The organism is Bifidobacterium imperatoris, from assembly GCF_002860405.1.
In the GTDB taxonomy this organism is placed as follows: Bacteria; Actinomycetota; Actinomycetes; order Actinomycetales; family Bifidobacteriaceae; genus Bifidobacterium; species Bifidobacterium imperatoris.
The window spans coordinates 127,087-150,136 of sequence record NZ_NMWV01000011.1; the positions used below are offsets into that span (position 1 = coordinate 127,087).

A 23,050-nucleotide genomic window follows, 5' to 3' on the forward strand; every position below is an offset into this window, starting at 1 on the left:
ATCAAGAGATAAGAGAGGAGAGTCGGCATGGCAGCACTTCGTGGTCCGGATAGTTCCGAGGACGAACGTCGTTTGGGGGAGCAGGCCGTCTTTCCTGAGACGGTTGATGTCAATATTCGTCAGCTTGACCCGATCCCCGCGCCTCGCGCATTCCTGAAGGAGCAACCGCTCACCGATGAGATGAGCAATCTCGTGCTGCACTCCCGCCAGGAGATTCGCGACGTGCTCAATGGCCGCGACGATCGTCTACTCGTCATCGTGGGTCCGTGCTCCATTCACGATCCCAAGGCAGCTCACGAATATGCCGAAAAGTTGGCTGCCGTCAAGCGCGAGCTGGAAGACCGCCTCGTCATCGTGATGCGTGTGTACTTCGAAAAGCCGCGCACCACCATTGGCTGGAAGGGTCTGATCAACGACCCTGATTTGGATGGTCGCTTCAATATTCGTAAAGGTATGTGGCTGGCCCGCAAGGTGCTGACCGACGTACTGAGCCTTGGCTTGCCTGCCGCTACCGAATGGCTCGACCCCATCACCCCGCAATATATCTGCGATGCGATCAGCTGGGGTGCCATTGGCGCGCGCAACACTGAGAGCCAGGTCCACCGCGAGCTGGCCAGCGGCCTATCCATGCCGGTTGGTTTCAAGAACTCTACCGACGGCTCCATCAAAGCCGCCGCTGACTCCTGCTACACCGCAGGTTTTGAACATCATTTCCTGTCTATTAACCTGGACGGCCGTGTTATTTCCGCTGAAACCAAGGGCAATCCGGATTGCCATTTGGTGCTGCGCGGTTCCAGTTCCGGCCCGAACTACGATGCCGAGTCGGTGCGTAAGGCTCTGGAAGCATTGAAGGCATCCAAGGCCTCCGGTCCGAGCCGGTACGGTTTGGTCATCGATGCCGCGCATGGCAACTGCGGCAAGGACGAGGTTCGTGAGGCCGAAGTCGTTGAGGAGATTGCCGAGCGTCTTGCCAAGGGTGAGCAGGGCATTACCGGTGTGATGATGGAAAGCTTCCTTGTGGGCGGCCATCAGAAGCCGGCGCCGCTCGATCAGCTGGTCTATGGCCAGTCCGTTACCGATTCCTGCGTACCGTGGGATCGTACGAACGAGCTGCTGCACACGCTGGCCGACGCCGTCACTGCTCGTCGCGCGTTGCGGCAGTAGCACGATACGTTATCGATTGATTCTGTTCTTGCCGCTGTTGCCGCTATGGTTAGGTATCCTTGGTGTGGATTAGTCACAAGGAGTACAAGACATGCAGCAGCAGCAAGGCGCAGCCAACCCATTGCAGGTTGGGCCGCAGCCGTTGAATACGCCTGAAGAGCTTCGCGCGATTCGTCAGGCTATGGGCGAGGGCAAGAACCCTCTTATTGCTACGGACGTGCCGCGTTGGGAAGACCAGGTCGGTGTTAGTCGCATCATCAACCGTCGAGTTTTGGAGCTTGAGCCGCTGCCAACTCCGGCCCAGGTGCTTGCCGAGCTGCCGCTAACCCCTGAAGCTCAGGAGATCGTCGCTTATTCGCGTGACGAGATTCGCGCATGCCTCTACGGCCAGGATGATCGTCTGCTGGTGATTGTCGGCCCCTGTTCGGTGCACGACCCCAAGGCGGCACTCGATTATGCGCATCGTCTAGCCAAAGTGATGAAGGAAACTGAGCGTGAGCTGCTCATTGTGATGCGTGTGTACTTTGAGAAGCCGCGCACCACTGTAGGCTGGAAGGGCTTGATTAACGACCCGGACATCGACGGTAGCCACCATATCAAGAAGGGTTTGTTGCTGGCGCGCAAGACACTGCTTGGTGTGCTCGGCGAAGGTTTGGCTGCGGCCACCGAATTCCTCGAGCCGACGAGCCCGCAGTTCATCGCCGACGCAGTGAGCTGGGGTGCTATTGGTGCGCGTAACACCGAAAGTCAGGTGCATCGTCAGCTGGCCAGTGGTTTGTCGATGCCGGTGGGTTTCAAGAATGCAACTGATGGTTCGGTAAAGGCTGCGGTCAACGGCTGTTTTGCCGCGGCTCAGCAGCACACGTTCTTCGGCATCGACCATTTGGGACGCGCTTGCGCCGTAGAAACGCTCGGCAATCCCGATTGCCATGTGGTGTTGCGCGGCTCGATTCATGGACCGAACTATGACGCTGAATCCGTGACCAAGGCTATGGAAACGATTCGCGATGAGATGCCGGCCGAATCTGCTGCCGCTCACGGTTTGATTGTGGACTGCTCGCATGGTAACTCCGGCAAGGATGAGCATCGTCAGGCTGAAGTTGTGCGTGATATCGCCCGACGAATCGCAAACGGGGAACGCGGCATCACCGGCATCATGATGGAAAGCTTCATCGAAGGCGGCAATCAGAAGGCCGCACCGCTCGATCAGCTGGTGTACGGCAAGTCCATCACCGATAAGTGCATCAGCTGGCCTGATACCGAGGCGTTGCTGCATGAACTAGCCGAAGCCGTGGCCGCACGCCGCTGGAAGTAGAAACGTAAGGAAGGAGCCTAGTATGGGCATGAAAACCGTTGCAATCATTGGTGCTCTCAATGAGGAAGTGGCGCTGATCGCCAAGTCCCTAACGCATGTCACCCACGTCAACAAGGGTAGCCTTGATATTGCCGTAGGCACTGTGGACTCCTTTGGAGCTGACGTGATTAAGGTTGCGGCGACTGTGGGCGGTATGGGCTTGGTTAATGCCGCCGCCACCGCTCAGCTGTTGATTGATGAGTTCAATCCTGATGCCGTGATTTTCAGCGGTATCGCTGGCAATCTGAACAAGCATCTGCACATCAATGATGTGGTGCTTGGTGGCACGTTGCGTTACCTCGACACTGACATGCGCTTGGTGGGGCAGTGGAAGCCCGGCACTGAAGACAAGCCGGTCACGGAGTTCTTCTCCGATCCGAAGCTGCTGGAGGTTGCCGATCAGGCACTGAGCAATGCCGGCATTACGCATATCACAGGCATTATTGCGTCCGGCAATTACTTTGTGGATACTCCAGAAAAGGTGGAGGAAGTCATTCGACTGACCGGTGCCGATGCTGTGGAGATGGAAGGTGCCGCTGTGGCGCAGGTCGCCGCACGCAACGAGGTGCCCGCGCTGATCATTCGTGCGCTGTCTGATAACGCGGATACGGATTACGAGGTATTCAAGGAATTCGATATTTCCGAATACGCAAATACCGCTGCAGGCCTTGCCGTGGATATCGTCAAGCGTCTGTAGTTTTCGAAACGTATCTGCTTCTCTTCGATGAGAAGCCAACCGATGGAATGATGAGAGGCTCACATAGCAGTGGGCCTCTTTTGATATGGATGACCATCTCACCGATTTCACTATGTGAACTCTCTCGCCTTCCTTGCCGGCATGTGGGCCATACTCGAGCATCAGGCACAGCGATGTGTGGAGAACGTTGCTGTGGCCACAAGCCGTAATAGCTCTTCTTCCACTTGCCTGTCGTTGTGCTCAATGCTTTGAGCCAAGCAATACATCGATTGCGAAGGCCATGCTGCACGAAAGATATGTACTCGCAGCATGATGAAGAGAGGGATTATGTCTGCAACTGCTACTGCGGCCACCAAGGAACCGGTGAAGAAGGATTCGGTTCCTGAGATCATCGCCGCATCTATGGTCGGTACGGCCATCGAATTCTACGATAACTACTGTTACTCCATCGCAGCCGCCAGCTACTTCGGCATGGTGTTCTTCACCGAGGTCGCCAAGTCCAACCAGGCGCTGGCCACGCTGATGGCATTCGTCACCTTCGCTGTCTCCTTCCTCGCCCGCCCGTTCGGCTCCATGCTGTTCGGCCACTTTGGCGACAAGATGGGTCGTAAGAAGACGCTGGTCATCGCCCTGATGACTATGGGTATTGCCACCTTCCTGGTCGGCTGCCTGCCGGGTTACGACCAGATTGGCGCTTGGTCCGTGGTGATTCTGTGCATCTGCCGTGCATGCCAAGGCGTCGGCCTCGCCGGCGAATGGTCCGGTGCTGCACTGGTGGCCACCGAGAACGCTCCTGCCGATAAGCGCGCCCTCTACGGTTCCTTCCCGAACCTCGGCGCCCCGATTGGCTTCTTCTGCGCCTATGGCCTGAACCTGCTGCTCGAATCCAACTTGAGCCAGGAACAGATGGTGGCTTTCGGCTGGCGTATCCCGTTCCTGTGCTCCGCAGTGCTCGTGGCCATCGGCCTGTACGTGCGTGCCCGCATGTCTGAGACCCCGGTGTTCCAGAAGGCTTCCGATGAGAAGCGTACCTCTAAGCACCCGCTCACCGATTTGCTGCCGTACTGGAAGGAAGTACTCCTCGGCACCGTGGCTATGGGCATCACCTACACCCTGTTCTACATCCTCGGCACCTGGTCTCTGGCTTACGGCGTCAAGGGCCTGAAGTTCACTCAGGGCGAGTACCTGCTCATGCAGATGACCTCCGTGATCTTCTTCGCAATCTTCATCATCATCTCCTGCGTGTACGCCGATAAGATTGGCCGTAAGAAGGTGCTCATCGCAGCAACCTTCTGCACGCTGGTCTTCAGCTTCTTCACCCCGCTGCTGCTTGTTCACTCCGCTGCTCACATCATGATCTTCCTGTGCGTCGGCTTCGTGTTCATGGGTAGCCTCTTCGGACCGTGCGGCGCTTACCTGCCTGAGCTCTTCCCGGTGCATGTGCGTTACTCCGGCGCAGGCTTGAGCTACAACCTGGCCGCCATCTTCGGTGGTGCTTTCGCCCCGACCATCGCCCAGGCTCTGGTTACCTCCAAGTTCGGTGTTGCCGGTGTGGGCTGGTACATGGCCATCATGGCTGCTCTCGCATTGCTTGCCCTCTTCCTGATCAAGGAGAGCAAGGACAAGGATTACGAGCTGTGATCGCTCAATACTGACGAATTCCCGTTGAACAGGAATCTCTGCAATGGCGTCATCCCCTTCGGATGGCGCCATTTTTTATGAAACATCGGCAATTGAGCCGAGCGGCAAATGAACAATAGGCGAACTTACGTAGTTTGCATGGCAAGCTACGCCTACCTCGTTTTACTCTAGAAACCATGAATGTCTGGCAGATCATCATTGTTGTGGCGATTGTTGCGCTGGCGTTAGCGTGGGCCATCGTCATCGCATACGGCAAAGGGCGCGCAGCTGGTCGCGTGGCAGCGCAGGAGGCTATGGCTGCGGATGAGGACGCTAAATCTCTGTTTGGCGATGATATTCCCGTGCGTCCTACCGAACGACGCCTGATTGAAGTGCTGCCAGAAGCGGTTATTGTCACGAATCGCAATGGTCTCGTGTATTATGCCAGCCCCGGCTCGGTGCCGTTTGGACTTGTGTCCGGCAAACGCATCAATTCGCGTGAAGTCGAGGATATTCTTACCCAAGCCGCATCCGATGGCGGTGTCCGCGAACGTGAAGTTCAGCTGCCTTTGGATCGTGGCCCGTTCCCTTCGCTGACCGGAAAAGGTATTGAAGCTGGTCAGCTGAGGCCGTCGAATACCTTGTATTTGCGTGTGCGTATTGGCGATATTGGTGATGATCTGTACGCCATTTTTATCAGTGATATGTCCGAGCAGCGCCGTTTTGAAGCGGTTCGCCGTGACTTTGTGACCAATGTGTCCCATGAGCTGAAAACTCCGGCTGGTGCTATCTCACTGTTGGCTGAAACCATTACTGATGCGGCTGATGATCCGGATGCGGTGCGTTACTTCTCCGGGCGCGTTTCCAAAGAATCCGCTCGCCTTACTGAATTGGTGCATCATCTGATTGATTTGCAGAGAGCACAGAGTTCTCAAGGCGAGGTGAACGCCAAGCGTATTTCCGCATTGGCTGTGGCGCGTGCGGCCATCGCTGACAACCAAGTGCAAGCCGAAGCCCATCATGTTGAGATTCGCTTGAACGCAAACGGTAAGCCCGAGCCTATCGACTCCAGTGACGAAACACCTGAAGATGCGGAGCATGCTAAGAATCTGACGATTCTGGCTGATGCTGATGCCATGCAAACTGCGGTAAAGAATTTGGTGGAAAACGCCATCCATTATTCTCCCGAGCACACCACTGTGGCAGTTGACGTAGGCCAGCGCGACGGCAAAGTCACCATTCGCGTGGTCGATCAGGGCATCGGCATTCCCGAAGAATCATTGGATCGTATTTTCGAGCGCTTCTACCGCGTCGATCCTGCGCGTTCGCGCCAAACCGGTGGTTCGGGTCTGGGGCTTGCCATCACCAAACATTGTGTGCAGGAGAACGGCGGGCGTATCTCGGTATGGTCGCGCCAAGGCGAAGGTTCAACCTTTACTATCGAACTGCCTGCCGCGCCGGAGAGCGGCACATCCGAGTCACATAGTGAATAGCAGCTGATCATTTCGATGGACATTGCTTGGGGTGCTGACAGGCATGCAACCGACTGTGATGATTGGTGTTTGCGCCATTGCGCTCAGTGCGTAGCGCAAACCAATAAATTACGTACTTTAGGCAAACAGCAGGCTAACAGGGAATAGATGGTTACGATGGTATCTGAGATTTTTGCGCCGACTCGAACGGGCACTTACCCGAGAAAGGCAACTATGACACGTATTCTTATCGTCGAAGACGAAGAATCCTATCGCGAACCACTGGTCTACCAACTTACACGCGAGGGGTATGACGTGTCTGCTGCAGCCACCGGCGAAGAAGGCTTGGAGCTTTTCACCAAGGGCGGCATTGATCTGGTGCTTCTTGATTTGATGCTGCCGGGCATTGACGGCACGGCTTTGTGCCGCCGCATTCGTGAGCAAAGTCGCGTGCCGATTATCATGCTCACCGCCAAAAGTGCTGAAATCGATAAGGTGGTTGGTCTGGAAATCGGCGCCGATGATTATGTCACCAAGCCGTACTCCTTCCGTGAGTTGCTGGCTCGCATTCGTGCCGTGCTACGCCGCAATCAGGCCACCGCGCAGGCAGCGGGTTCAGTAGATGATGATATTCCGCTGGTGTGTGGCGACATTTCCATGCAGGTAGGTCAGCATCAGGTCACGGTGCGCGGCGAAACTGTTTTCTTCCCTCTGAAGGAATTCGAGCTGCTGGAATACCTGATGCAGAACAAGGGTCGTGTAATGACCCGTCATCAGCTGATTGATCGTATTTGGGGCTCCGATTATGTGGGCGATACCAAGACTCTGGATGTGCATGTCAAGCGCGTGCGCTCCAAAATCGAGGAGGATCCGGCACATCCCAAATACCTGACCACCGTGCGTGGCTTGGGATACAAAATCGATACTCCTGCTGAGTAATCAGGATTACTATTTCTACTCAGTGCTACTTAAGAAAAGCGGCCTTTATCGGCCGCTTTTTTCGTAGTACATCAGCGCTTTGATTTCTCTATCGAGGGACCGGCTGAGAGGTAGTTACATCAGATGACATATCAATTCGCCGCTAATCGCTGTGCACAACTGCAAACTACGTAGTATTTACGTAGTTTCATATATCAGCAAGTGTTCATCTTCTGTTTACTGATTTCGTTCTGTAGCCCCCGAAATCGCCAATACGCTTGTAGTTGTCACAAAAGACCGGGTGATGTGCGGCAATTCAAACATCGCTAAACATTGGCCCGAGATTTATTGATAGAGGGAATAAGAAATAATCATGCAGAAGAACATTTTCGTTCGCTCCCTTGCCGCTCTGTCCGGCATCGCGATGCTCGCCACCGTCGCTGCCTGCGGCGATAACACCGCTTCTAACACTAACTCTTCTACCGAGTCGACCACCAAGGCCGCTCCGATTTCCGGCGACTTCCAGGGCGCTGGCGCTACCTCTCAGCAGGCTGCTGTTGAGGCTTGGATCGCTGGCTTCCAGAGCACCAACCCGGATGCCAAGATTGCTTACAACCCGACTGGTTCTGGCGCTGGCGTGACCACCTTCCTGACCGGTGCTACCGCTTGGGCTGGTTCCGATAAGGCTCTGTCCGATGACGATATCGCCAAGTCCAAGGCTGTCTGCGCTTCCGGCCAGGCCTTCGACGTGCCGGTTTACATTTCCCCGATTGCTATCGTCTTCAACCTGAAGGGCGTTTCCGACGCTGGCAAGCACATCAACCTTGATGCCACCACCGCTGCCAAGATCTTCGACGGCAAGATCACCACTTGGAACGACCCGGCCATTCAGGAACAGAACAAGGACCTGACCCTGCCGAGCACCCCGATCACCGTGGTTCACCGTTCCGATAAGTCCGGCACCACCCAGAACTTCGTCTCCTACTTCAAGGATCAGGCTCCTGACGCTTGGACCTACGACCTGTCCGAGAACTGGCCGAACGAAGTTGGCCAGGGCGCTAAGGGTACTTCCGGCGTGATCTCCACCGTCAAGCAGGCTGATGGCACCATCGGCTATGCTGACTTCTCCCAGGTTGGCGACCTCGGTACTGCTGCTATCAAGGTTGGCGACTCCTACAACGAGATCTCCGCTGAGGCTGGCTCCAAGGTTATTGAGGATTCCCAGCTCGACGAAACCGCTACCGGTGAGAACCGTGTGGTCGTCAAGATCAACCACGCCACTGAGGCTAAGGGCGCTTACCCGATCGTGCTGGTCTCCTACGACATCGTCTGCCCGGCATACAAGGACACCAAGCAGGCTGAGTTCGCCAAGGCTTGGCTGACCTACGTCACCTCCGACGAAGGCCAGAAGGCTGCTCAGGATGCCGCTGGTTCCGCTCCGCTGCCGTCCAGCCTGACCTCCAAGATCAGCAAGTCCATCGAAGCCATCAAGACCAAGTGAGCCACGCGGGTTCCATCCGCATGAATCATTGATCCGATAACTGAATAAGACCACAATGGTCTAAACTTTGAGCCGCAGTCGTAAGTATCACGGCTGCGGCTCAAAGCGGGTCAAGGGGCATGCGCCTCGCGCGAACCCTGACCGACCTCATCCTTATCAATTTCCTTCGTTCATTCGCTAAGGAGAATCCGTGAGTTCGCAAGACAAAACGGCTCTCGCACCATCGGGCGGCAAAACTGCCGACAAGGTGTTCCGCGGTGTGGCATACGCCTGCGGCATCCTGATCCTTGTGGTGCTTGCCGCCGTGTTCCTCTTCCTCTTCTTCCGCGCGTGGCCGCTGATTGGCGGTGACCAGGCTGCCAACAGTGAGACCATCTCCAGCTTTACCGGTGGCAAGGCTTCCAACTTCTGGGGCTATGTGCTGCCGCTGCTCTTCGGTACGGTGCTTGTTTCCCTGCTGGCCCTGCTGATCGCATTCTTTGTCTCCATCGGCATTGCACTGTTCATCTCCCACTACGCCCCCAAGAAGATTGCTACCGGTTTGAGCTACGTCATCGACCTGCTCGCCGCAATTCCTTCCGTTATCTACGGTCTGTGGGGTGGCTTGATTCTGGTGCCGGCCATCTACCCGTTCTGGAACTGGGTAGCCAACCATCTGGGCTTCATCCCGCTGTTTGAAGGCCCGGCCGCCAATCCACAGCGCACCGTTGCCACCGTTGCCGTGGTGCTCGCCGTTATGGTGCTGCCGATTATCACCTCCATGTCCCGCGACATCTTCCTCCAGACCCCGACCCTCCAGCAGGAAGCCGCTTACGGTCTGGGCGCAACCAAGTGGGAAATGATCAAGCTGGCCGTAATTCCATTCGGCAAGTCCGGCATCGTTTCCGCTTCCATGCTGGCCCTCGGTCGTGCTCTTGGTGAGACGATGGCTGTGTTGATGATTCTGTCTCCGGGCCTGAGCTACTCCATCAAGTTGCTGCAGGCATCCCAGAGCCAGACCATCGCAGCTAACATCGCCGCCCAGTACCCTGAAGCCAACGATCTCGGCGTGTCCGTGCTGATTGGAACCGGTTTGATTCTGTTCCTCATCACGTTCATCGTGAACTTCGTGGCTCGTAAGATCACTGAGAAAGCGGGTGCCTGATGGCTGAAGAAACCAAGAAGAAGAACCTTGACGGTGCGCCCGTCATCGACTTCGATAAGTTCCGTCCTTCCCGCTCCTCCGAGCAGCGCCGCAACATCAAAGACAAGGTCATGTCCGGCATTATCGCCTTGGCCTTTGTGATTGCCTGCATTCCGCTGGTCTCTGTGCTGTGGACCACCATTGTCAACGGCGCCAAGCGTTTGAACCTCAACTTCCTGAGCTTCAACATGACCGGCGTTGTTGGTGGTAATCAAACTCCGTCCGGTGGCTACGGTGGCGTGCTGCACGCCATCATCGGTACGTTGGAAATTACCGGTGGCGCAATGCTCATCTCCATCCCGATCGGCATCATGTGCGCTGTGTACCTTGTTGAGTACGCGCATGGTGGCAAGCTGGCCATGACCATCTCCCTGCTGGTCGATGTGATGAGTGGTATTCCTTCCATCGTTGCAGGTTTGTTCGCATTCTCGATGTTCACCATCGTGTTCGGACCGGGCACCATCAACGGTTTCGAAGGTTCTGTGGCATTGTCCCTGCTGATGTTGCCGACCGTGGTCAAGTCCTGCGAGGAAATGCTCAAGATTGTGCCGAACGATTTGCGTGAGGCTTCGCTGGCTCTCGGCGTTACCAAGCAGCGCACCATCACCAAGATTGTGCTGCGCACCGCACTGCCAGGCATCGTTTCCGGCTGCATCCTCGCCATCGCCCGTGTGATTGGCGAAACCGCTCCGTTGCTGATGACCGCTGGCTACATCGCTAGCACCAACGTCAACCTGTTCGCTGGCCAGATGACCACCCTGCCGGTGTATGTCTACCAGGAATACTCCAAGCTCAACGCCAACTGCCCTGCCGGCGCAGACGCCACCTGCGTGACCACCATCCCGATGGAACGCTCCTGGGCCGCCGCTCTGGTGCTGATTATCATCGTGCTGCTGCTCAACCTCATCGGCCGTTTGGTCGCCAAGGTCTTCGCAGTCAAGACCGAGCGTTAAGCGCAATACATAATCGTCATAAGACCAAAGAAATATAAGGAAACATCATGGGACAACGTATTGACGTCAACCACGAGAACATCTACTACGGTGATTTCCTTGCTGTAGAAGATGTGAACATCAACATCGAGGCCAACAAGGTCACCGCCTTCATCGGACCTTCCGGCTGCGGTAAGTCCACGGTGCTGCGCACGCTCGACCGTATGCACGAGCTCATCCCCGGCGCTCACGTTGAGGGTGAGGTGCTGCTCGAGGGTAAGAACCTGTACGACAAGGACGTGGATCCTGTCTCCGTCCGTCGTGACGTCGGCATGGTCTTCCAGCGCCCGAACCCGTTCCCGACCATGTCCATCCGCGAGAACGTGCTCGCCGGTGTGCGTCTGAACAACAAGCACATCAGCAAGTCCGACGCCGATGATCTGGTTGAGTGGGCTCTGCGTGGTGCCAACCTGTGGAACGAGGTCAAGGATCGTCTGGACAATCCGGGCATCGGCCTTTCCGGTGGCCAGCAGCAGCGTCTGTGCATTGCCCGCGCTGTGGCTGTGCACCCGCAGGTCGTGCTGATGGATGAGCCTTGCTCCGCTCTGGACCCGATCTCCACCTTGGCTGTTGAGGATCTGATTAACGAGCTCAAGGATGATTACACCATCGTGATTGTTACCCACAACATGCAGCAGGCAGCCCGTATCGCAGACTACACCGCCTTCTTCAACCTGAAGGCAGTCGGTCAGCCGGGCCACCTCGAATACTTCGCGGACACCACCACGATGTTCAACAACCCGCAGAACGAAGAAGCCGAGCGCTACATCTCCGGCCGCTTTGGCTGATCCGTGAAGCGAACAGCCCGGTGGAACTATGGAATCATTGCAATAACAGTGGTTCCATAGTTTCATGCAGTCTTGAATGGTTGCTAAACTTGTTGCTTATGAAACCATTCCAAACAATGCATAACAAAAGAATACAATGGTGTTGTAAATGGAAACAAGACGGCGCGTACCGTTATGTTTACGATGATAACAAAAAGCGTTGTATAGAAAAACAACTCGCACGAGTGGCAAAACTGGGCAAAATCAGTGTTGATGAACCAGTAGTTAAGAAACCAGTACCTGTTAAAAAACCAGTACATACCATTGATTTTGTGTTTTATGAGCGGTTGGAATCAATGGATAAAAAGCATGAAATTAGTGAAAAGCATTATAAGAACACTAACAACATGTATAAGAAACACATAAAACCATATTTATCAGATATGGATATCAGTATTGATTCAAAAACTTTAAACAAGTATTTCAATGAATTAGAAACAACTGATAGTAATAAGAACAAGATTTATAAGCTATTGCATGCATTGTTTGAATATGCAATTAAGAACGGTTATATCCAGTTCAATCCTACAAACAGTGTTAACAAGCCAGCATATAATAACAAAACCCGTGCATTGGAAATAGATAAAACAAATCAGATAATACTAACATTAAAAGGTATTATCAATATGCTGTCTTATGAGCAATGCAAGTACCATGAATACTACAACATGTTTTTATTGCTCACATTGGGATTAAGAGCCAGTGAACTAATAGGATTAACACAAGAATCATTGAATTATGCTGATAGTAGTTTAACAGTATCAACACAATTAAGAAAAGAAAACGGCGCTTACTATTTGAAATTAGGAACAAAAGGCAAACTAACAGATTTTCATTCAAGAACAATACCAATCGGCAGTCAGTACAAACAAGCAATACTTGATGAAACCAATAAACATAAAGACGCGGTTTCACTACCTGTTAAATTGAATGATGAATACATGCAAAATGAAACAAGGCATGCACTGTTCATCAAGAATAACAAACCGTTTGATTATAACAATCTAACTTACATATGGAAAAGAATACAAGATGAATACCATCGAATTATGCTACATGATGATACTAAACCAACATACATAAGATTGCATGCATTTAGACACATGGCAGCTACACAATTAGCAGAACAAGGCGAAAACATTCAAATAGCACAAGCAATCCTTGGACATATGAACCCGTCCATGACCGAATACTATACGCACTTAACAGCGTCCATGATGAAAGCAACGGCGGAACGATTTGAAAACAACATGCTACACGAAATGACAAGTTTGAACTATGGCATAGAACAAGCAATGAACATAGATACCATGTTAAACGAACAAAAAGGGGTCATAGAACGGCGTTCACACACTGACACGACTAATGACATGGATTGATAAAGAAAAGGCCAGCATGGGCGCTTACAGGCTTTTTTGAAACGGCCGCGTAAAGGTCCATGCTGGTCCTACTGTTCTTGAATGATGAATGCTAACAACACTGTTAACCACTAACACATAACTATATATATATCTATAAGTAATAAAAGGTCTACCAACAGCGTCTTATTCTTGTTGGATTTACACGCTATCAATGATTGCATTGATACAGTTTATTTTTAATGGACGGCTCCGCCTTGTACCTCTACACGCCTGGCTGATTTTAACAACCGTCCTACTTACAACCAACACATATACCACCATCGACCATCCGATTGATTGCAAGCCCCCGCGTTTCGGATTACCACTAACAAGAACAGATACAAACAAACTATTCAATGCCAGTTTCTAACAGGCTGATTCAAACGCTGTAATCATATGAGCTACTTTTAAGACAATCGTCCGCTTTTGCAGGCATCCATTACAATTCTTGAACCATTCAAAATCCTACGCCTATCAATCAAACAATTGTTAGAATTAATTGTTTGTATCAATGACTTGCATTCAGTTTTCGCACTGATGTGAAAAACAGCCTGAACTTACTTTTATGGGATTTGTCAGGGATTCACCAATTAAACCTGTTCTATAAAACAAGAACTCCGGCGTGCTCCACCATTGCTATGAAATTATACTAACAACTTAAAACAGGCCTCTTCAATAACAGTATAAACCATTATCTTAATCCGACCAGTCCAATTCAATGGACGCCGTTGTTTCAAGTTGTAATCAATAATATCACATTCAAACATATTTATGAAAATGAATTATCAGCAGGTTATCTATCAAACACTGTTTTTGGTTCAAAAATAGCACTATCAAAAGTTTACAACATTTGATAGATAGATATAGATAGATAAAAGACAATATTTAATCAAAAAACATGTGATTTTAAGAAAAAAATCAAGATTTTTCAAAAAATATCAAAAATGTATGGATTTTGATTGATATTAAATAATTGAAACTTAATACAACTTTAAAGGGGGTTTATATGAAATATGGATATATAAGAGTTTCAACTAACAAACAAACAAAATATGGTTATTCACTTGATTATCAAAAGGACGCCGTTGTAAAGGCGGGCGCGGAACATGTGATAGCAGATGAATCAGTAAGCGGTAAAAACATGAAACGACCCGGTTTCAACACATTACAAATTGCATTACACCCGGGGGACACTGTTATTGTTCACTCACTCGACCGTTTAGGTAGAAACTTTAAAGACATAGTAAACATAACAGACGATTGGAATAAAAGGAATATAACACTCATAGCTCTTAAAGAGAACATTGACACCAGTACACAAGTTGGAATCACTTACTTACAAATCATGGCATCAATAGCACAACTTGAACGGCGCATGATTATTGAACGAACAGAGGCAGGCCGTAAAAAGGCGCATGAACAAGGTAAGACAACCAACCGCCCACCAACTTGGACTGACAAGGACGCATTGAAAGCACTGGATTATAGAGAAAACAAGGATTTTGATATCTGTGATCTATGTATCAAGTTCAAAAAGTCAGAGGCCACGATTTTTAGAATGCTACGCCGCGCAAGAGAAATCAAACAAAATGAAAACACTACCACTGACAAACAGGACGAGCAAAAATGAGAAACAAGAATAATAAAAAGTCAACAGATAAAGACAAACCATCACTAATGGTAAGTGCAACACTGTTAGCACAAACATTCAACGCCGATTATGAACTCATGCTAACAGCCATGCAGTTCTACCCGAATAGAACAAAACCAACATGGCAAAAGTTGATTTACGACGGGGCTACAAACGGTTTAACGGCTAATCAAGTGTTAGAACAAATCATTACAAAAGGTCAGCCAATGGGATTGATAAAGAGAAAATAAAAGGGGGCATGCATGAAAAAGAAAAAGACAATAACAATACTAATTGCAATAATGACAACACTGGCAGTACTCACAACAGCATTAATCATTAACATCAAACAAGCAAAAGCAGCAGGCATCTGTTCCAACATAACTGATTGCAATGGTTTCTATTATGACTTGAACGGCACAAGATACAACGCGGATGGAATGAAACAGATTGCAGATGATATCAGTAAGAATGGTAATAAAAGTGAATGGTATGACATCATCTTGAATAACAGTGGCAGTGGCAGGATTCTCATAGATAACAAACAATATGATGTATCAATGCCATATGGAATGAACACTGATGATAAAGCAAGCGACCCCAGTAAGAAAACAGCCTTGACATTTGAAATATACTCATATTCAAAAAACAATCCTGAACTGTTCGCAATAGATACGACAAAAACAGCATTGTCAACATGGCGTGATTCTGAATTAAGAAAGAAAGTCAACATCGAGGTTTTTAACAAACTACCAGTCGACTTACAAAAGAACATAATACCAACCGTTGGAATGAGAAACACAATATACCAATCAGCTAATTGCAACATGGTCGGCGTATATTGCAATCCACTTGAATCGGATATAAACAACACGGCAACCATTGACAAGATTCACATATCAACATATTCATACCAACAAGGTAAATACCTGGGCGGTTATTACATATTCAACATGTGATTATGGGAATAAAACTCACATCATGCCAGTTGAATAATGTAGCACAAAAAATCATGCACAAGATTTATACGCACGATTAAAAACATGCTAACATTGAAAACAACTACGAACGAATAAACACAAGAGAACGGATTAAGTTATGTTAGAAAACAAACACTTAAATGATAATGAAAACGACCAGTACGATGATGTCATTCAAACCATCATTGACAATAATGAGGGATGGAATGATAGCATACCAGCTGATGAATCAGATTTGTCATGGTTTGAAACCAGTACCATCAAGGAACTAATGGAATGGATGAGTGATGAAATCAACATCTACTATGAAAACATTGATGAATATGATGAACCTGATGATGATGAATTAGAACAATACAAACAAGCCACTAAGTTTCTTGAAAATCTATATACAAGAATCAAAAACGAGCTTACAAACAATGTTCAAACATCCAATTATTATGGATTCAATGACAAAAAAGAGTTTGATGAATTAAGTCAAGTGATGGAATCTTACGACTGGATTACTATCAAATAGCTATATGGGATTCGACCTTTTCAGATGTCAACTATGATGTCAACTCGAATGTCATATTAGATGTCATGCAATAGTGATGTATGAATAAGTAAGAAACCGCTTTAAAAGTGGTTTCTTATTTTTATATCCACAAAAAAGCCAAACAAACAAACCAATAAATAGAATAGATGAATTACATAAACAGCAGTGAATAAAAATGCTAACAATGACAGGCATTGAACGCACTTATATTAACTACTGGATAGCTTTAAGAACGCAGCGGCGAAAAACGCCCTACCACTCTCGCAACTATTACATTCATCACCGTAATTTATGATGGTTGTGTTTGAATCGTGTGCTGAAAATGCTGGACGCGTGTCATTTTATCTTTTTATTTTTCTTTTTTCAATTTATTGAAAACGGGTTGCAATAAAACCATGCACACATGATATTACAAAAGTAAGTGAAGGAATATATACTAACAACTTATAAGTTTCTCTATACAACAAACAGTTTCAGTAATTGATACCAACCCCCGGCGTTCAAACCGGGGGTTCATTCATACACGGTCCTAAAACTCACAAAAAGGGGTCATAGAACGCCGTTCATGTAAAACAGGTATCATTTCATGCTCATGCTAACAGGGGCACCAGTGGCCGTTTGAATAAGTTTTTGAAAAACCATGCAATGATTAACAGGGGGCATGCAATAAAACAATGCTCACATGATATTAAATAATTGTAATGACTTGTACCCCTAATCAAATCATTATGTATGTCTTATATTGGCTTGATATAATTAAAAACAAACAAAATGAAACCACGGCCTCGACCCCGTGGTTTTACTTTATCTGATATCTGATATTCAAATAATGTAAATTGAAAACTCATAAATATTTCTTCTATGAATGAACCCCCGGTTTTAACGCCGGGGGTTCATTTTATGTGTTCATGTATAGTAGCCCACAAACCCCGTTTTTCTTGATTTTCATCGGCGTGTTCGCTTATATGCACTGATAAACCAGCTATAATAAACGACATCGATTCTAAGAACAAGAATGGTTGCTAAATATGGTTGCTACTTAAAACATCCCTGAAAACCGTTGGAATTATTGATAATCAAAATCCCGGTGGGCTGTTCGTAGGATCGGCCCGAGCGAGGAGGTAGCCGAGCGAGGGTGGGTTAGCCCGCCGTCAGGCGGTCCGTTCTTGCTGGATTGATCCGTGAAGCGAATAGCCCAGTGGGCTGTTCGCTACCGCTTGGCAAGCATAGAAAAGCCCCGCAGTCGGAAGATTGCGGGGCTTTCCCGTTGCACTGGCTGGAGTTATGGCGGAATAAGAAATCCCCGTAAGCGATATGCTTACGGGGATTTCGCGTTACTGAGTCAAACGATTACAGAATCGCCATGCAGACGAAGTCCAGGATGAACAGTGCGGAGACAATCCACAGGATCGGGTGCACTTCCTTGGCCTTGCCCTTGCAGGTCTTCACGATGCAGTACATGATGAAGCCACCGGCGATGCCGTAGGAGATGGAGTAGGAGAAGGCCATGAATACGGCAGCGAAGAACGCCGGGATAGCGTCATCGATGTTGGCCCAATCGATTTCCTTCAGCGATGCAGCCATCATGCAGCCCACAATCACCAGCACACCTGCGGTGGCGGCGGACGGCACGGCGGAGATCACCGGAGCAAGGAAGGCGGACAGGGCGAAGCAGATGGCCACGACCACGGAGGTCAGACCAGTGCGGCCGCCTGCTGCGATACCAGCGGAGGATTCCACATAGGTCGTGGTGTTGGAGGTACCGCAGATAGCGCCGATGGAGGTGGCGATGGAATCAGCGAAGAGGGCCTTGTCCATCTTGGAGGAGAAGCCGTGGCCGTTCTCCAGAGCCTCTTCATCAGCGGCGGAGAAGATGCCGGTGCGGCGGCCGGTGCCGATGAAGGTGCCGAGGGTGTCGAACGTATCAGACATCGAGAAGGCGAAGATGGTCACGATGACCAGCGGCAGCTTGGCCGGGTCGGAGAACAGTGCCGGGAAGCCATCGGCGGTGAAGATGGCGCCGAAGGTCTGCGGCAGCTGAGAGAAGGTCTCGGAGATGGAAACCGAAGAGCCAAAGTTGGTCACGCCGAACGGAATGCCCGCCACGGTGGTGATGGCGATAGCCAGCAACAGGCCGCCCTTCACCTTCATCACGGTGAATACGATGGCCAACACGAGGCCGATGAGGAAGACCCACAGCACCTTATCGTTGAAGGTGGCGAGGCCCGGGGTTGCAGCCACGGCGCCACCCTTGGCGGCAGCCTTCGGGTCGCCCGGGGTGAACTTGATAAGGCCGACGTTCAGCATGCCCACGTAGGCCACGAACAGGCCGATGCCGCCGCCGATGGCCTGCTGCAGCACCTCGGGGATGGCCATGATGATCATCTTACGAATCTTGGTAACGGTGATGAGGATGTTGATCAAACCGCACAGGAACACCATGCACATGGTCTGCTGCCAGGTGAAGCCCAGGCCGAAGCACACCGTGTAGGTGAAGAAGGCGTTGAGGCCCATGCCGGCTGCCTGTGCGTATGGCACGTTGGCGAACAGACCCATAACGAGGGTGCCGATGATGGCTGCGATGATGGTGGCAAGGAACACGCCGCCCCACGGCATACCGGTTTGGGACAGAATCTGCGGGTTGACGACGATGATGTACGCCATTGCGAAGAACGTGGTCAGGCCGGCCAGGATTTCGGTCGAAGCCGTCGTGTTGTTCTCCTTCAAATGGAAGAACTTCTCCATTACTCTCTACTTCCTTGGGTTGTGCGGGGCTTGGCGCGTGAGCTGATACGCTCCGGTTGCCCCGGCGAGAATTGCGACTCGCCCTGATTGGCCTGGCCGCACGCGTATGGTGCATCCACCCAATCAGAACCATCGTTGATTATAACCGGTGCATATATCGTGAATTTCGCAGGCGGGTGCAGCCGAAGCGCGCACTACACTGAAGGCAGTCATAAGGCAGTTCAGTTGTAGATATAAAGGAACGGGGAAAGATGGCAAAGGCACCGGTGGAAGTCAGTATTACTTCATGGCGTAAGAACACAGTGAAACCCGGTCAAGAGCATGGGCGTGTGCTGTTGATGCCGGGCACTGGTTACAACTGTGACCGTCCGCTGCTGTACTGGTCTGCACAGGCCTTGGCCGAGAATGGTTGGCGCATCGACCGTATGAATGTGCGCAATGCTTCGGATGATTTGTCGACCGTGATTCCAGTGCTGAATAATGCCATTGATGGTTGGGTTGACTCGGTGGAGGCTGACCGACTGCTGCTTATCGGCAAGTCGCTTACCACGATGACTTATCCGCATGTAGCCTCCCACTATGGGTTGCCGTTCGTGCTGTTGACTCCAGTGCTGCATCACGCTGATTTCGATCCGTCCGCGCGCGTGATTCCGGTTCCCGCGGTAGGTGATGACATCGTTGGAGAAGATGAGGCCCCCAGCGTTGATGAGGCAGCTCAGGTGATTCGTTCCGAGCATGCCGGAGACTCGCATGCTCGTGGTTCTCGATACGACGGCCCGGCGCCTCTGATTTGCGCCGGTACCGCCGATCCCTTCTATGATCGCATCCGCGCCAACGCACTGACTCCGCATGTGCACGAGTATCCGGATGCCAATCATTCGATTGAGGTGCCGGGTCATTGGCGTCGTTCGCTGGACTATTTAAAGGAAGTGACTGCTTCGGTGGCCCAATACGCCGCCACACTGTAATCGATTCTGAAAAATGTACACTGACGGTCGATGAGCGTACATTTTTTGGGGAAAGGCTACATTATTGCGACACGCCGAAGTGCGGATTGTCGCCAACCGCACGTAAATTAGCAGACCGTAAACCACAGACCGTTGGTTGAAGTGCGCGTGAGTGCATTTCCGAAGTTTGGTTCGCCAAGCCAACGCAGGTTGAGAGATATAAGCCCGTAAAGGGCTCGTGCAAGTCACTTCACGAGATTATGTTGCTCTGCCTGCGTGCAGGGCTTTTTTGTTGCCCAGCTTAAGCGTTCCGGTTTCAAATCAACGGCCGATTTAGGAAGGAACGCCATGAAGAGGCCCGAAAAGGAAGCGGTGGTCGCACAGCTTACGGAACAGTTCCGTAACGCCGATGCTGTCTACCTGACCGAGTACCGCGGGCTTACCGTTCCGCAGGTTTCCGAACTGCGCGAAAAGCTAGGCCGCGATACTTCCTACACTGTGGCTAAGAACACGCTGGCACGCATCGCCGCCAAGGAAGCGGGCATTGAGGGTCTTGACGACCTGCTCAAGGGCCCGACCGCCATCACCTTTGTGAAGGGCGACTTCATCGAGGCTGCGAAGGTCCTGCGTGATTTTGCCAAGACCAACAAGGCTCTCGTTATCTCGGGCGGCTATGCCGATGGCACCGTCTACGACGGCGAGGGTGCAAAGAAGCTGGCAGACATGATGTCTCGCCCGCAGCTCCTGTCCAAGTTCGCTGGCGACCTCAAGGCTACCACTGCCAAGGCCGCTTACCTGTTCGTCGCTCTGCCGACCAAGGCTGTGCGCACGATCGACGCTCTGCGCGAGAAGCAGGAAAAGGCAGCTTGATTTCCATGCGGCTTGCCGCATGAATAATTCGGAAAACAAACAAAACATTGAGACGGTGCGTCCACCAAGTCGCGTAGACCGCCGCCAGAATGAAAGGAAGCCATCATGGCTAAGTACACCAACGAAGAGCTCCTGGAAGCTTTTGGTGAAATGACCCTCGTCGAGCTCTCCGAGTTCGTCAAGGCCTTCGAAGAGAAGTTCGACGTCGAGGCTGCTGCTCCGGTCGCTGCTGTTGCTGCTGCTCCGGCTGCTGGCGCTGGCGCTGAGGAAGAAGAGAAGACCGAGTTCGACGTCGTCCTGACCGCTGTCGGCGACAAGAAGATCCAGGTCATCAAGGCTGTCAAGGCCATCACCAACGCTGGCCTGGCTGAGGCTAAGGCTATGGTTGACGGCGCTCCGAAGGCCATCCTCGAGAAGGCTAAGAAGGAAGACGCTGAGAAGGCTAAGTCCCAGCTGGAAGAGGCTGGCGCTACCGTCGAGCTCAAGTGATTTTGGCGGCATAAGCCGCACATCACAAGCGTTTAGCTTAAGGAACCCCGCACCTAAACACTTAGGTTGCGGGGTTTCCCGTATTTATGCGGGTTGAGCTTGCGCATAATAAGGGTGTCACGGCGTATTGTATTGCGTTGAGGCGCTGCAATACGAAAACTTGGCAACTCTTCGTCTGATAATTCGCGAAAAATCAGCACAAGATGACACAATTGCACGTAATGTGGTCAGTAGTGTGTTTAGGAAGGCGGTCACGGTGAGCGAGTGGACGGTGCGGATCAATGGGGTTGATCAGGTCAGCGTCAAACCTGGCAATAGCTTGGAGATAGGTCGCAAGCCTCTGCGCCCCCTGGCTGCCGATGGCAATGCGCGTTTGGATGTGGCCGATCAGACCAAATCGATGTCGAAACGCCATGCTCTGCTCACGGTGAAGGAGAACGGTTCCGCCAGCGTGCGTGACCTTGGTTCTACCAATGGTTCCTATGTAGTGCGCGACAATGGTGATTTGCTGCGTCTGCCGCCGAACGCTGATTTTCTGCTGCCTGTATCTCCGATGCGCATGCAGTTTGGCGATGTCCCTGCCGATTTTATCCGCATTGATAATCCTGAAGACGGCGACGAGAACCAGTCGGTGCCGGATCTGTTCGGATATGCTGCGTCTGATGCACCGCAGGAACCTGATGCCGCTGATATGTCTGTGGACGATATTCTTGATTTGCGTGCCGGTGAACCCACTGCCATCTTCAGCGCCGCCAGTGTTCAGCATAAGGTTGATGAGCTTGAACTAGGCAGTCTTAATATTGTCCAGCTGAATCATAAGCCTGAAGAGCCGGTCTTGCCGCGAGACTTGTTTGCTGATGCAGAGGCTCAGCAGCAGGAAGATGAAGAGGCGCGCAAGGCAAAGGCCGCAATGGAGGCCGTAGCATTGCCAGAGCAGCCGCAATCGAAGCCGACGCTTCGCCCTGGCGTGCGGATTTCCGGTCTGGTGCCAGTTGACGCGATTGCCCACCCCGTGCGCACGGCGCATACTGAGCCGGTCGCGGATTCCGAGACCTCTGTAGCACCGGCAGATGAGCATGCTGCCGAATCGCAGTCGGAATCCGAACAGCCAGCATCGCAAACGGACACTGCTGAGCAGCCGGAGCCAGCCGAGCCGCATGACGCTCAGCCTGAAACGGTCGAGCCTGAGGCATCCGCAACCGAAGATACAACTGATACGCCGTCCGAGGATTCACAGCAGGATTCACAACAAAATGAATCGGACGAGTCGACTGAATCCTCTCCATCGCAGGCCACTGATCCACAGTCATTGGTTTTCGTGCCGATGGAGGAACAGTCAGGTGAGCATGAAAGCTCAGCTGATTCCACACCATCAGTGTCCACTGATTCCACGGAATATAGCGATGCCGCAGGCACCTATACCCCCGCCTTCGAACCGGGGTCGGTGTTCGAGCGTGTGGCCAAAGGTGAGCTTAAAGCCCAAGAACCAGTGGTTGAAGTCGATGGATTGAACTCCAATGATGCGAAAACCACGCAGGATTTCTCACTGCAATTCGAAATCGCGCGTCATCCGGAACTGCTGGTGTTCCTGGCTATGAACCCATACCTGTATGACGATATGTACGCTTGGCTTGCCGCTCGTGGCGAAGCCGATATTGACGAAGCTCTGGCCCACAACAAGGGCTATCAGGAATACCGCGAAGCGGTTGGAAAGTGAGCCGGG

At 51.3% G+C, this 23,050-nt stretch carries 20 protein-coding genes; 19 read left to right on the forward strand and 1 reads right to left on the reverse strand.

What is annotated here, in order from left to right; genetic code table 11:
* The first annotated feature begins 27 nt into the window (after nt 1-27).
* From Tam1G_RS04765 to Tam1G_RS04835, 15 genes are all read left to right on the forward strand, one after another.
* Complete coding sequence (locus tag Tam1G_RS04765; protein ID WP_101625655.1) at nt 28-1,164, forward strand: 3-deoxy-7-phosphoheptulonate synthase; 1,137 nt, start codon at nt 28-30, stop codon at nt 1,162-1,164.
* A 91-nt stretch (nt 1,165-1,255) separates the two neighbouring features.
* Nucleotides 1,256-2,479, forward strand: coding sequence for a 3-deoxy-7-phosphoheptulonate synthase (locus tag Tam1G_RS04770; RefSeq protein WP_101625656.1), 1,224 nt, complete (start codon nt 1,256-1,258; stop codon nt 2,477-2,479).
* A gap of 22 nt (nt 2,480-2,501) precedes the next feature.
* A complete protein-coding gene (gene mtnN / locus Tam1G_RS04775) occupies nt 2,502-3,215 on the forward strand; it encodes a 5'-methylthioadenosine/S-adenosylhomocysteine nucleosidase (RefSeq protein ID WP_101625657.1) in 714 nt (237 codons plus the stop codon).
* A 327-nt stretch (nt 3,216-3,542) separates the two neighbouring features.
* Nucleotides 3,543-4,856, forward strand: a complete 1,314-nt coding sequence (locus Tam1G_RS04780; protein ID WP_101625658.1) for an MFS transporter — start codon at nt 3,543-3,545, stop codon at nt 4,854-4,856.
* Nucleotides 4,857-5,032: 176 nt separating this feature from the next.
* On the forward strand, nt 5,033-6,328 hold the full coding sequence (locus Tam1G_RS04785) for a sensor histidine kinase (RefSeq protein ID WP_101625659.1): 1,296 nt from the start codon (nt 5,033-5,035) through the stop codon (nt 6,326-6,328).
* A gap of 213 nt (nt 6,329-6,541) precedes the next feature.
* Nucleotides 6,542-7,246: a response regulator transcription factor gene (locus Tam1G_RS04790; RefSeq protein ID WP_033890565.1), complete on the forward strand. Its 705-nt coding sequence runs from the start codon at nt 6,542-6,544 to the stop codon at nt 7,244-7,246.
* Between the two features lie 352 nt (nt 7,247-7,598).
* Nucleotides 7,599-8,726, forward strand: a complete 1,128-nt coding sequence (gene pstS, locus Tam1G_RS04795) for a phosphate ABC transporter substrate-binding protein PstS (protein WP_101625661.1) — start codon at nt 7,599-7,601, stop codon at nt 8,724-8,726.
* 190 nt (nt 8,727-8,916) lie between these two features.
* Nucleotides 8,917-9,870 carry a phosphate ABC transporter permease subunit PstC gene (gene pstC / locus Tam1G_RS04800; RefSeq protein ID WP_101625662.1) on the forward strand — a complete coding sequence of 318 codons (954 nt, stop codon included), beginning with the start codon at nt 8,917-8,919 and terminating at the stop codon, nt 9,868-9,870.
* On the forward strand, nt 9,870-10,862 hold the full coding sequence (pstA, locus tag Tam1G_RS04805) for a phosphate ABC transporter permease PstA (RefSeq protein ID WP_101625663.1): 993 nt from the start codon (nt 9,870-9,872) through the stop codon (nt 10,860-10,862). Before pstC ends, pstA begins: the two co-directional genes overlap by 1 nt.
* Nucleotides 10,863-10,909: 47 nt before the next feature.
* Nucleotides 10,910-11,689, forward strand: coding sequence for a phosphate ABC transporter ATP-binding protein PstB (pstB, locus tag Tam1G_RS04810; protein WP_100493425.1), 780 nt, complete (start codon nt 10,910-10,912; stop codon nt 11,687-11,689).
* 98 nt (nt 11,690-11,787) lie between these two features.
* Nucleotides 11,788-13,107 carry a tyrosine-type recombinase/integrase gene (locus tag Tam1G_RS04815; protein ID WP_101625664.1) on the forward strand — a complete coding sequence of 440 codons (1,320 nt, stop codon included), beginning with the start codon at nt 11,788-11,790 and terminating at the stop codon, nt 13,105-13,107.
* A 1,027-nt stretch (nt 13,108-14,134) separates the two neighbouring features.
* Entirely contained in the window at nt 14,135-14,758 is a 624-nt protein-coding gene (locus Tam1G_RS04820; protein WP_101625665.1) for a recombinase family protein, read from the forward strand.
* On the forward strand, nt 14,755-15,009 hold the full coding sequence (locus Tam1G_RS04825) for a hypothetical protein (protein ID WP_101625666.1): 255 nt from the start codon (nt 14,755-14,757) through the stop codon (nt 15,007-15,009). The genes Tam1G_RS04820 and Tam1G_RS04825 overlap by 4 nt, the downstream gene beginning before the upstream one ends.
* Before the next feature lie 12 nt (nt 15,010-15,021).
* A complete protein-coding gene (locus Tam1G_RS04830) occupies nt 15,022-15,717 on the forward strand; it encodes a hypothetical protein (protein WP_101625667.1) in 696 nt (231 codons plus the stop codon).
* A gap of 139 nt (nt 15,718-15,856) precedes the next feature.
* Nucleotides 15,857-16,255 carry a hypothetical protein gene (locus Tam1G_RS04835; protein WP_033889589.1) on the forward strand — a complete coding sequence of 133 codons (399 nt, stop codon included), beginning with the start codon at nt 15,857-15,859 and terminating at the stop codon, nt 16,253-16,255.
* Nucleotides 16,256-17,626: 1,371 nt separating this feature from the next.
* Here the strand turns inward: Tam1G_RS04835 and Tam1G_RS04840 are convergent.
* The gene (locus Tam1G_RS04840) at nt 17,627-19,021 is read right to left on the reverse strand and encodes an NCS2 family permease (protein ID WP_101625668.1); all 1,395 of its coding nucleotides are present in this window, start codon (nt 19,019-19,021) and stop codon (nt 17,627-17,629) included.
* Nucleotides 19,022-19,272: 251 nt separating this feature from the next.
* Here Tam1G_RS04840 and Tam1G_RS04845 point away from each other — a divergent pair, with 251 nt between their 5' ends.
* The 4 genes from Tam1G_RS04845 to Tam1G_RS04865 all read left to right on the forward strand — a co-directional run bounded on the left by Tam1G_RS04845 (nt 19,273) and on the right by Tam1G_RS04865 (nt 23,044).
* Nucleotides 19,273-19,989, forward strand: a complete 717-nt coding sequence (locus tag Tam1G_RS04845) for a hypothetical protein (RefSeq protein ID WP_033890557.1) — start codon at nt 19,273-19,275, stop codon at nt 19,987-19,989.
* 327 nt (nt 19,990-20,316) lie between these two features.
* Nucleotides 20,317-20,838 carry a 50S ribosomal protein L10 gene (gene rplJ / locus Tam1G_RS04855; protein ID WP_033890556.1) on the forward strand — a complete coding sequence of 174 codons (522 nt, stop codon included), beginning with the start codon at nt 20,317-20,319 and terminating at the stop codon, nt 20,836-20,838.
* 105 nt (nt 20,839-20,943) lie between these two features.
* Nucleotides 20,944-21,327, forward strand: a complete 384-nt coding sequence (gene rplL / locus Tam1G_RS04860; RefSeq protein ID WP_033890555.1) for a 50S ribosomal protein L7/L12 — start codon at nt 20,944-20,946, stop codon at nt 21,325-21,327.
* Between the two features lie 256 nt (nt 21,328-21,583).
* Nucleotides 21,584-23,044: a variant leucine-rich repeat-containing protein gene (locus Tam1G_RS04865; RefSeq protein ID WP_101625669.1), complete on the forward strand. Its 1,461-nt coding sequence runs from the start codon at nt 21,584-21,586 to the stop codon at nt 23,042-23,044.
* The last annotated feature ends 6 nt before the right edge of the window (nt 23,045-23,050 follow it).

Coding starts and splice junctions, on each gene's coding strand:
- Tam1G_RS04765 (WP_101625655.1), top strand. CDS start 28: ATGGCAGCACTTCGTGGTCCGGATAGTTCCGAGGACGAACGTCGTTTG.
- Tam1G_RS04770 (WP_101625656.1), top strand. CDS start 1,256: ATGCAGCAGCAGCAAGGCGCAGCCAACCCATTGCAGGTTGGGCCGCAG.
- mtnN (WP_101625657.1), top strand. CDS start 2,502: ATGGGCATGAAAACCGTTGCAATCATTGGTGCTCTCAATGAGGAAGTG.
- Tam1G_RS04780 (WP_101625658.1), top strand. CDS start 3,543: ATGTCTGCAACTGCTACTGCGGCCACCAAGGAACCGGTGAAGAAGGAT.
- Tam1G_RS04785 (WP_101625659.1), top strand. CDS start 5,033: ATGAATGTCTGGCAGATCATCATTGTTGTGGCGATTGTTGCGCTGGCG.
- Tam1G_RS04790 (WP_033890565.1), top strand. CDS start 6,542: ATGACACGTATTCTTATCGTCGAAGACGAAGAATCCTATCGCGAACCA.
- pstS (WP_101625661.1), top strand. CDS start 7,599: ATGCAGAAGAACATTTTCGTTCGCTCCCTTGCCGCTCTGTCCGGCATC.
- pstA (WP_101625663.1), top strand. CDS start 9,870: ATGGCTGAAGAAACCAAGAAGAAGAACCTTGACGGTGCGCCCGTCATC.
- pstB (WP_100493425.1), top strand. CDS start 10,910: ATGGGACAACGTATTGACGTCAACCACGAGAACATCTACTACGGTGAT.
- Tam1G_RS04815 (WP_101625664.1), top strand. CDS start 11,788: ATGAAACCATTCCAAACAATGCATAACAAAAGAATACAATGGTGTTGT.
- Tam1G_RS04820 (WP_101625665.1), top strand. CDS start 14,135: ATGAAATATGGATATATAAGAGTTTCAACTAACAAACAAACAAAATAT.
- Tam1G_RS04825 (WP_101625666.1), top strand. CDS start 14,755: ATGAGAAACAAGAATAATAAAAAGTCAACAGATAAAGACAAACCATCA.
- Tam1G_RS04830 (WP_101625667.1), top strand. CDS start 15,022: ATGAAAAAGAAAAAGACAATAACAATACTAATTGCAATAATGACAACA.
- Tam1G_RS04835 (WP_033889589.1), top strand. CDS start 15,857: ATGTTAGAAAACAAACACTTAAATGATAATGAAAACGACCAGTACGAT.
- Tam1G_RS04840 (WP_101625668.1), bottom strand. CDS start 19,021: ATGGAGAAGTTCTTCCATTTGAAGGAGAACAACACGACGGCTTCGACC.
- Tam1G_RS04845 (WP_033890557.1), top strand. CDS start 19,273: ATGGCAAAGGCACCGGTGGAAGTCAGTATTACTTCATGGCGTAAGAAC.
- rplJ (WP_033890556.1), top strand. CDS start 20,317: ATGAAGAGGCCCGAAAAGGAAGCGGTGGTCGCACAGCTTACGGAACAG.
- rplL (WP_033890555.1), top strand. CDS start 20,944: ATGGCTAAGTACACCAACGAAGAGCTCCTGGAAGCTTTTGGTGAAATG.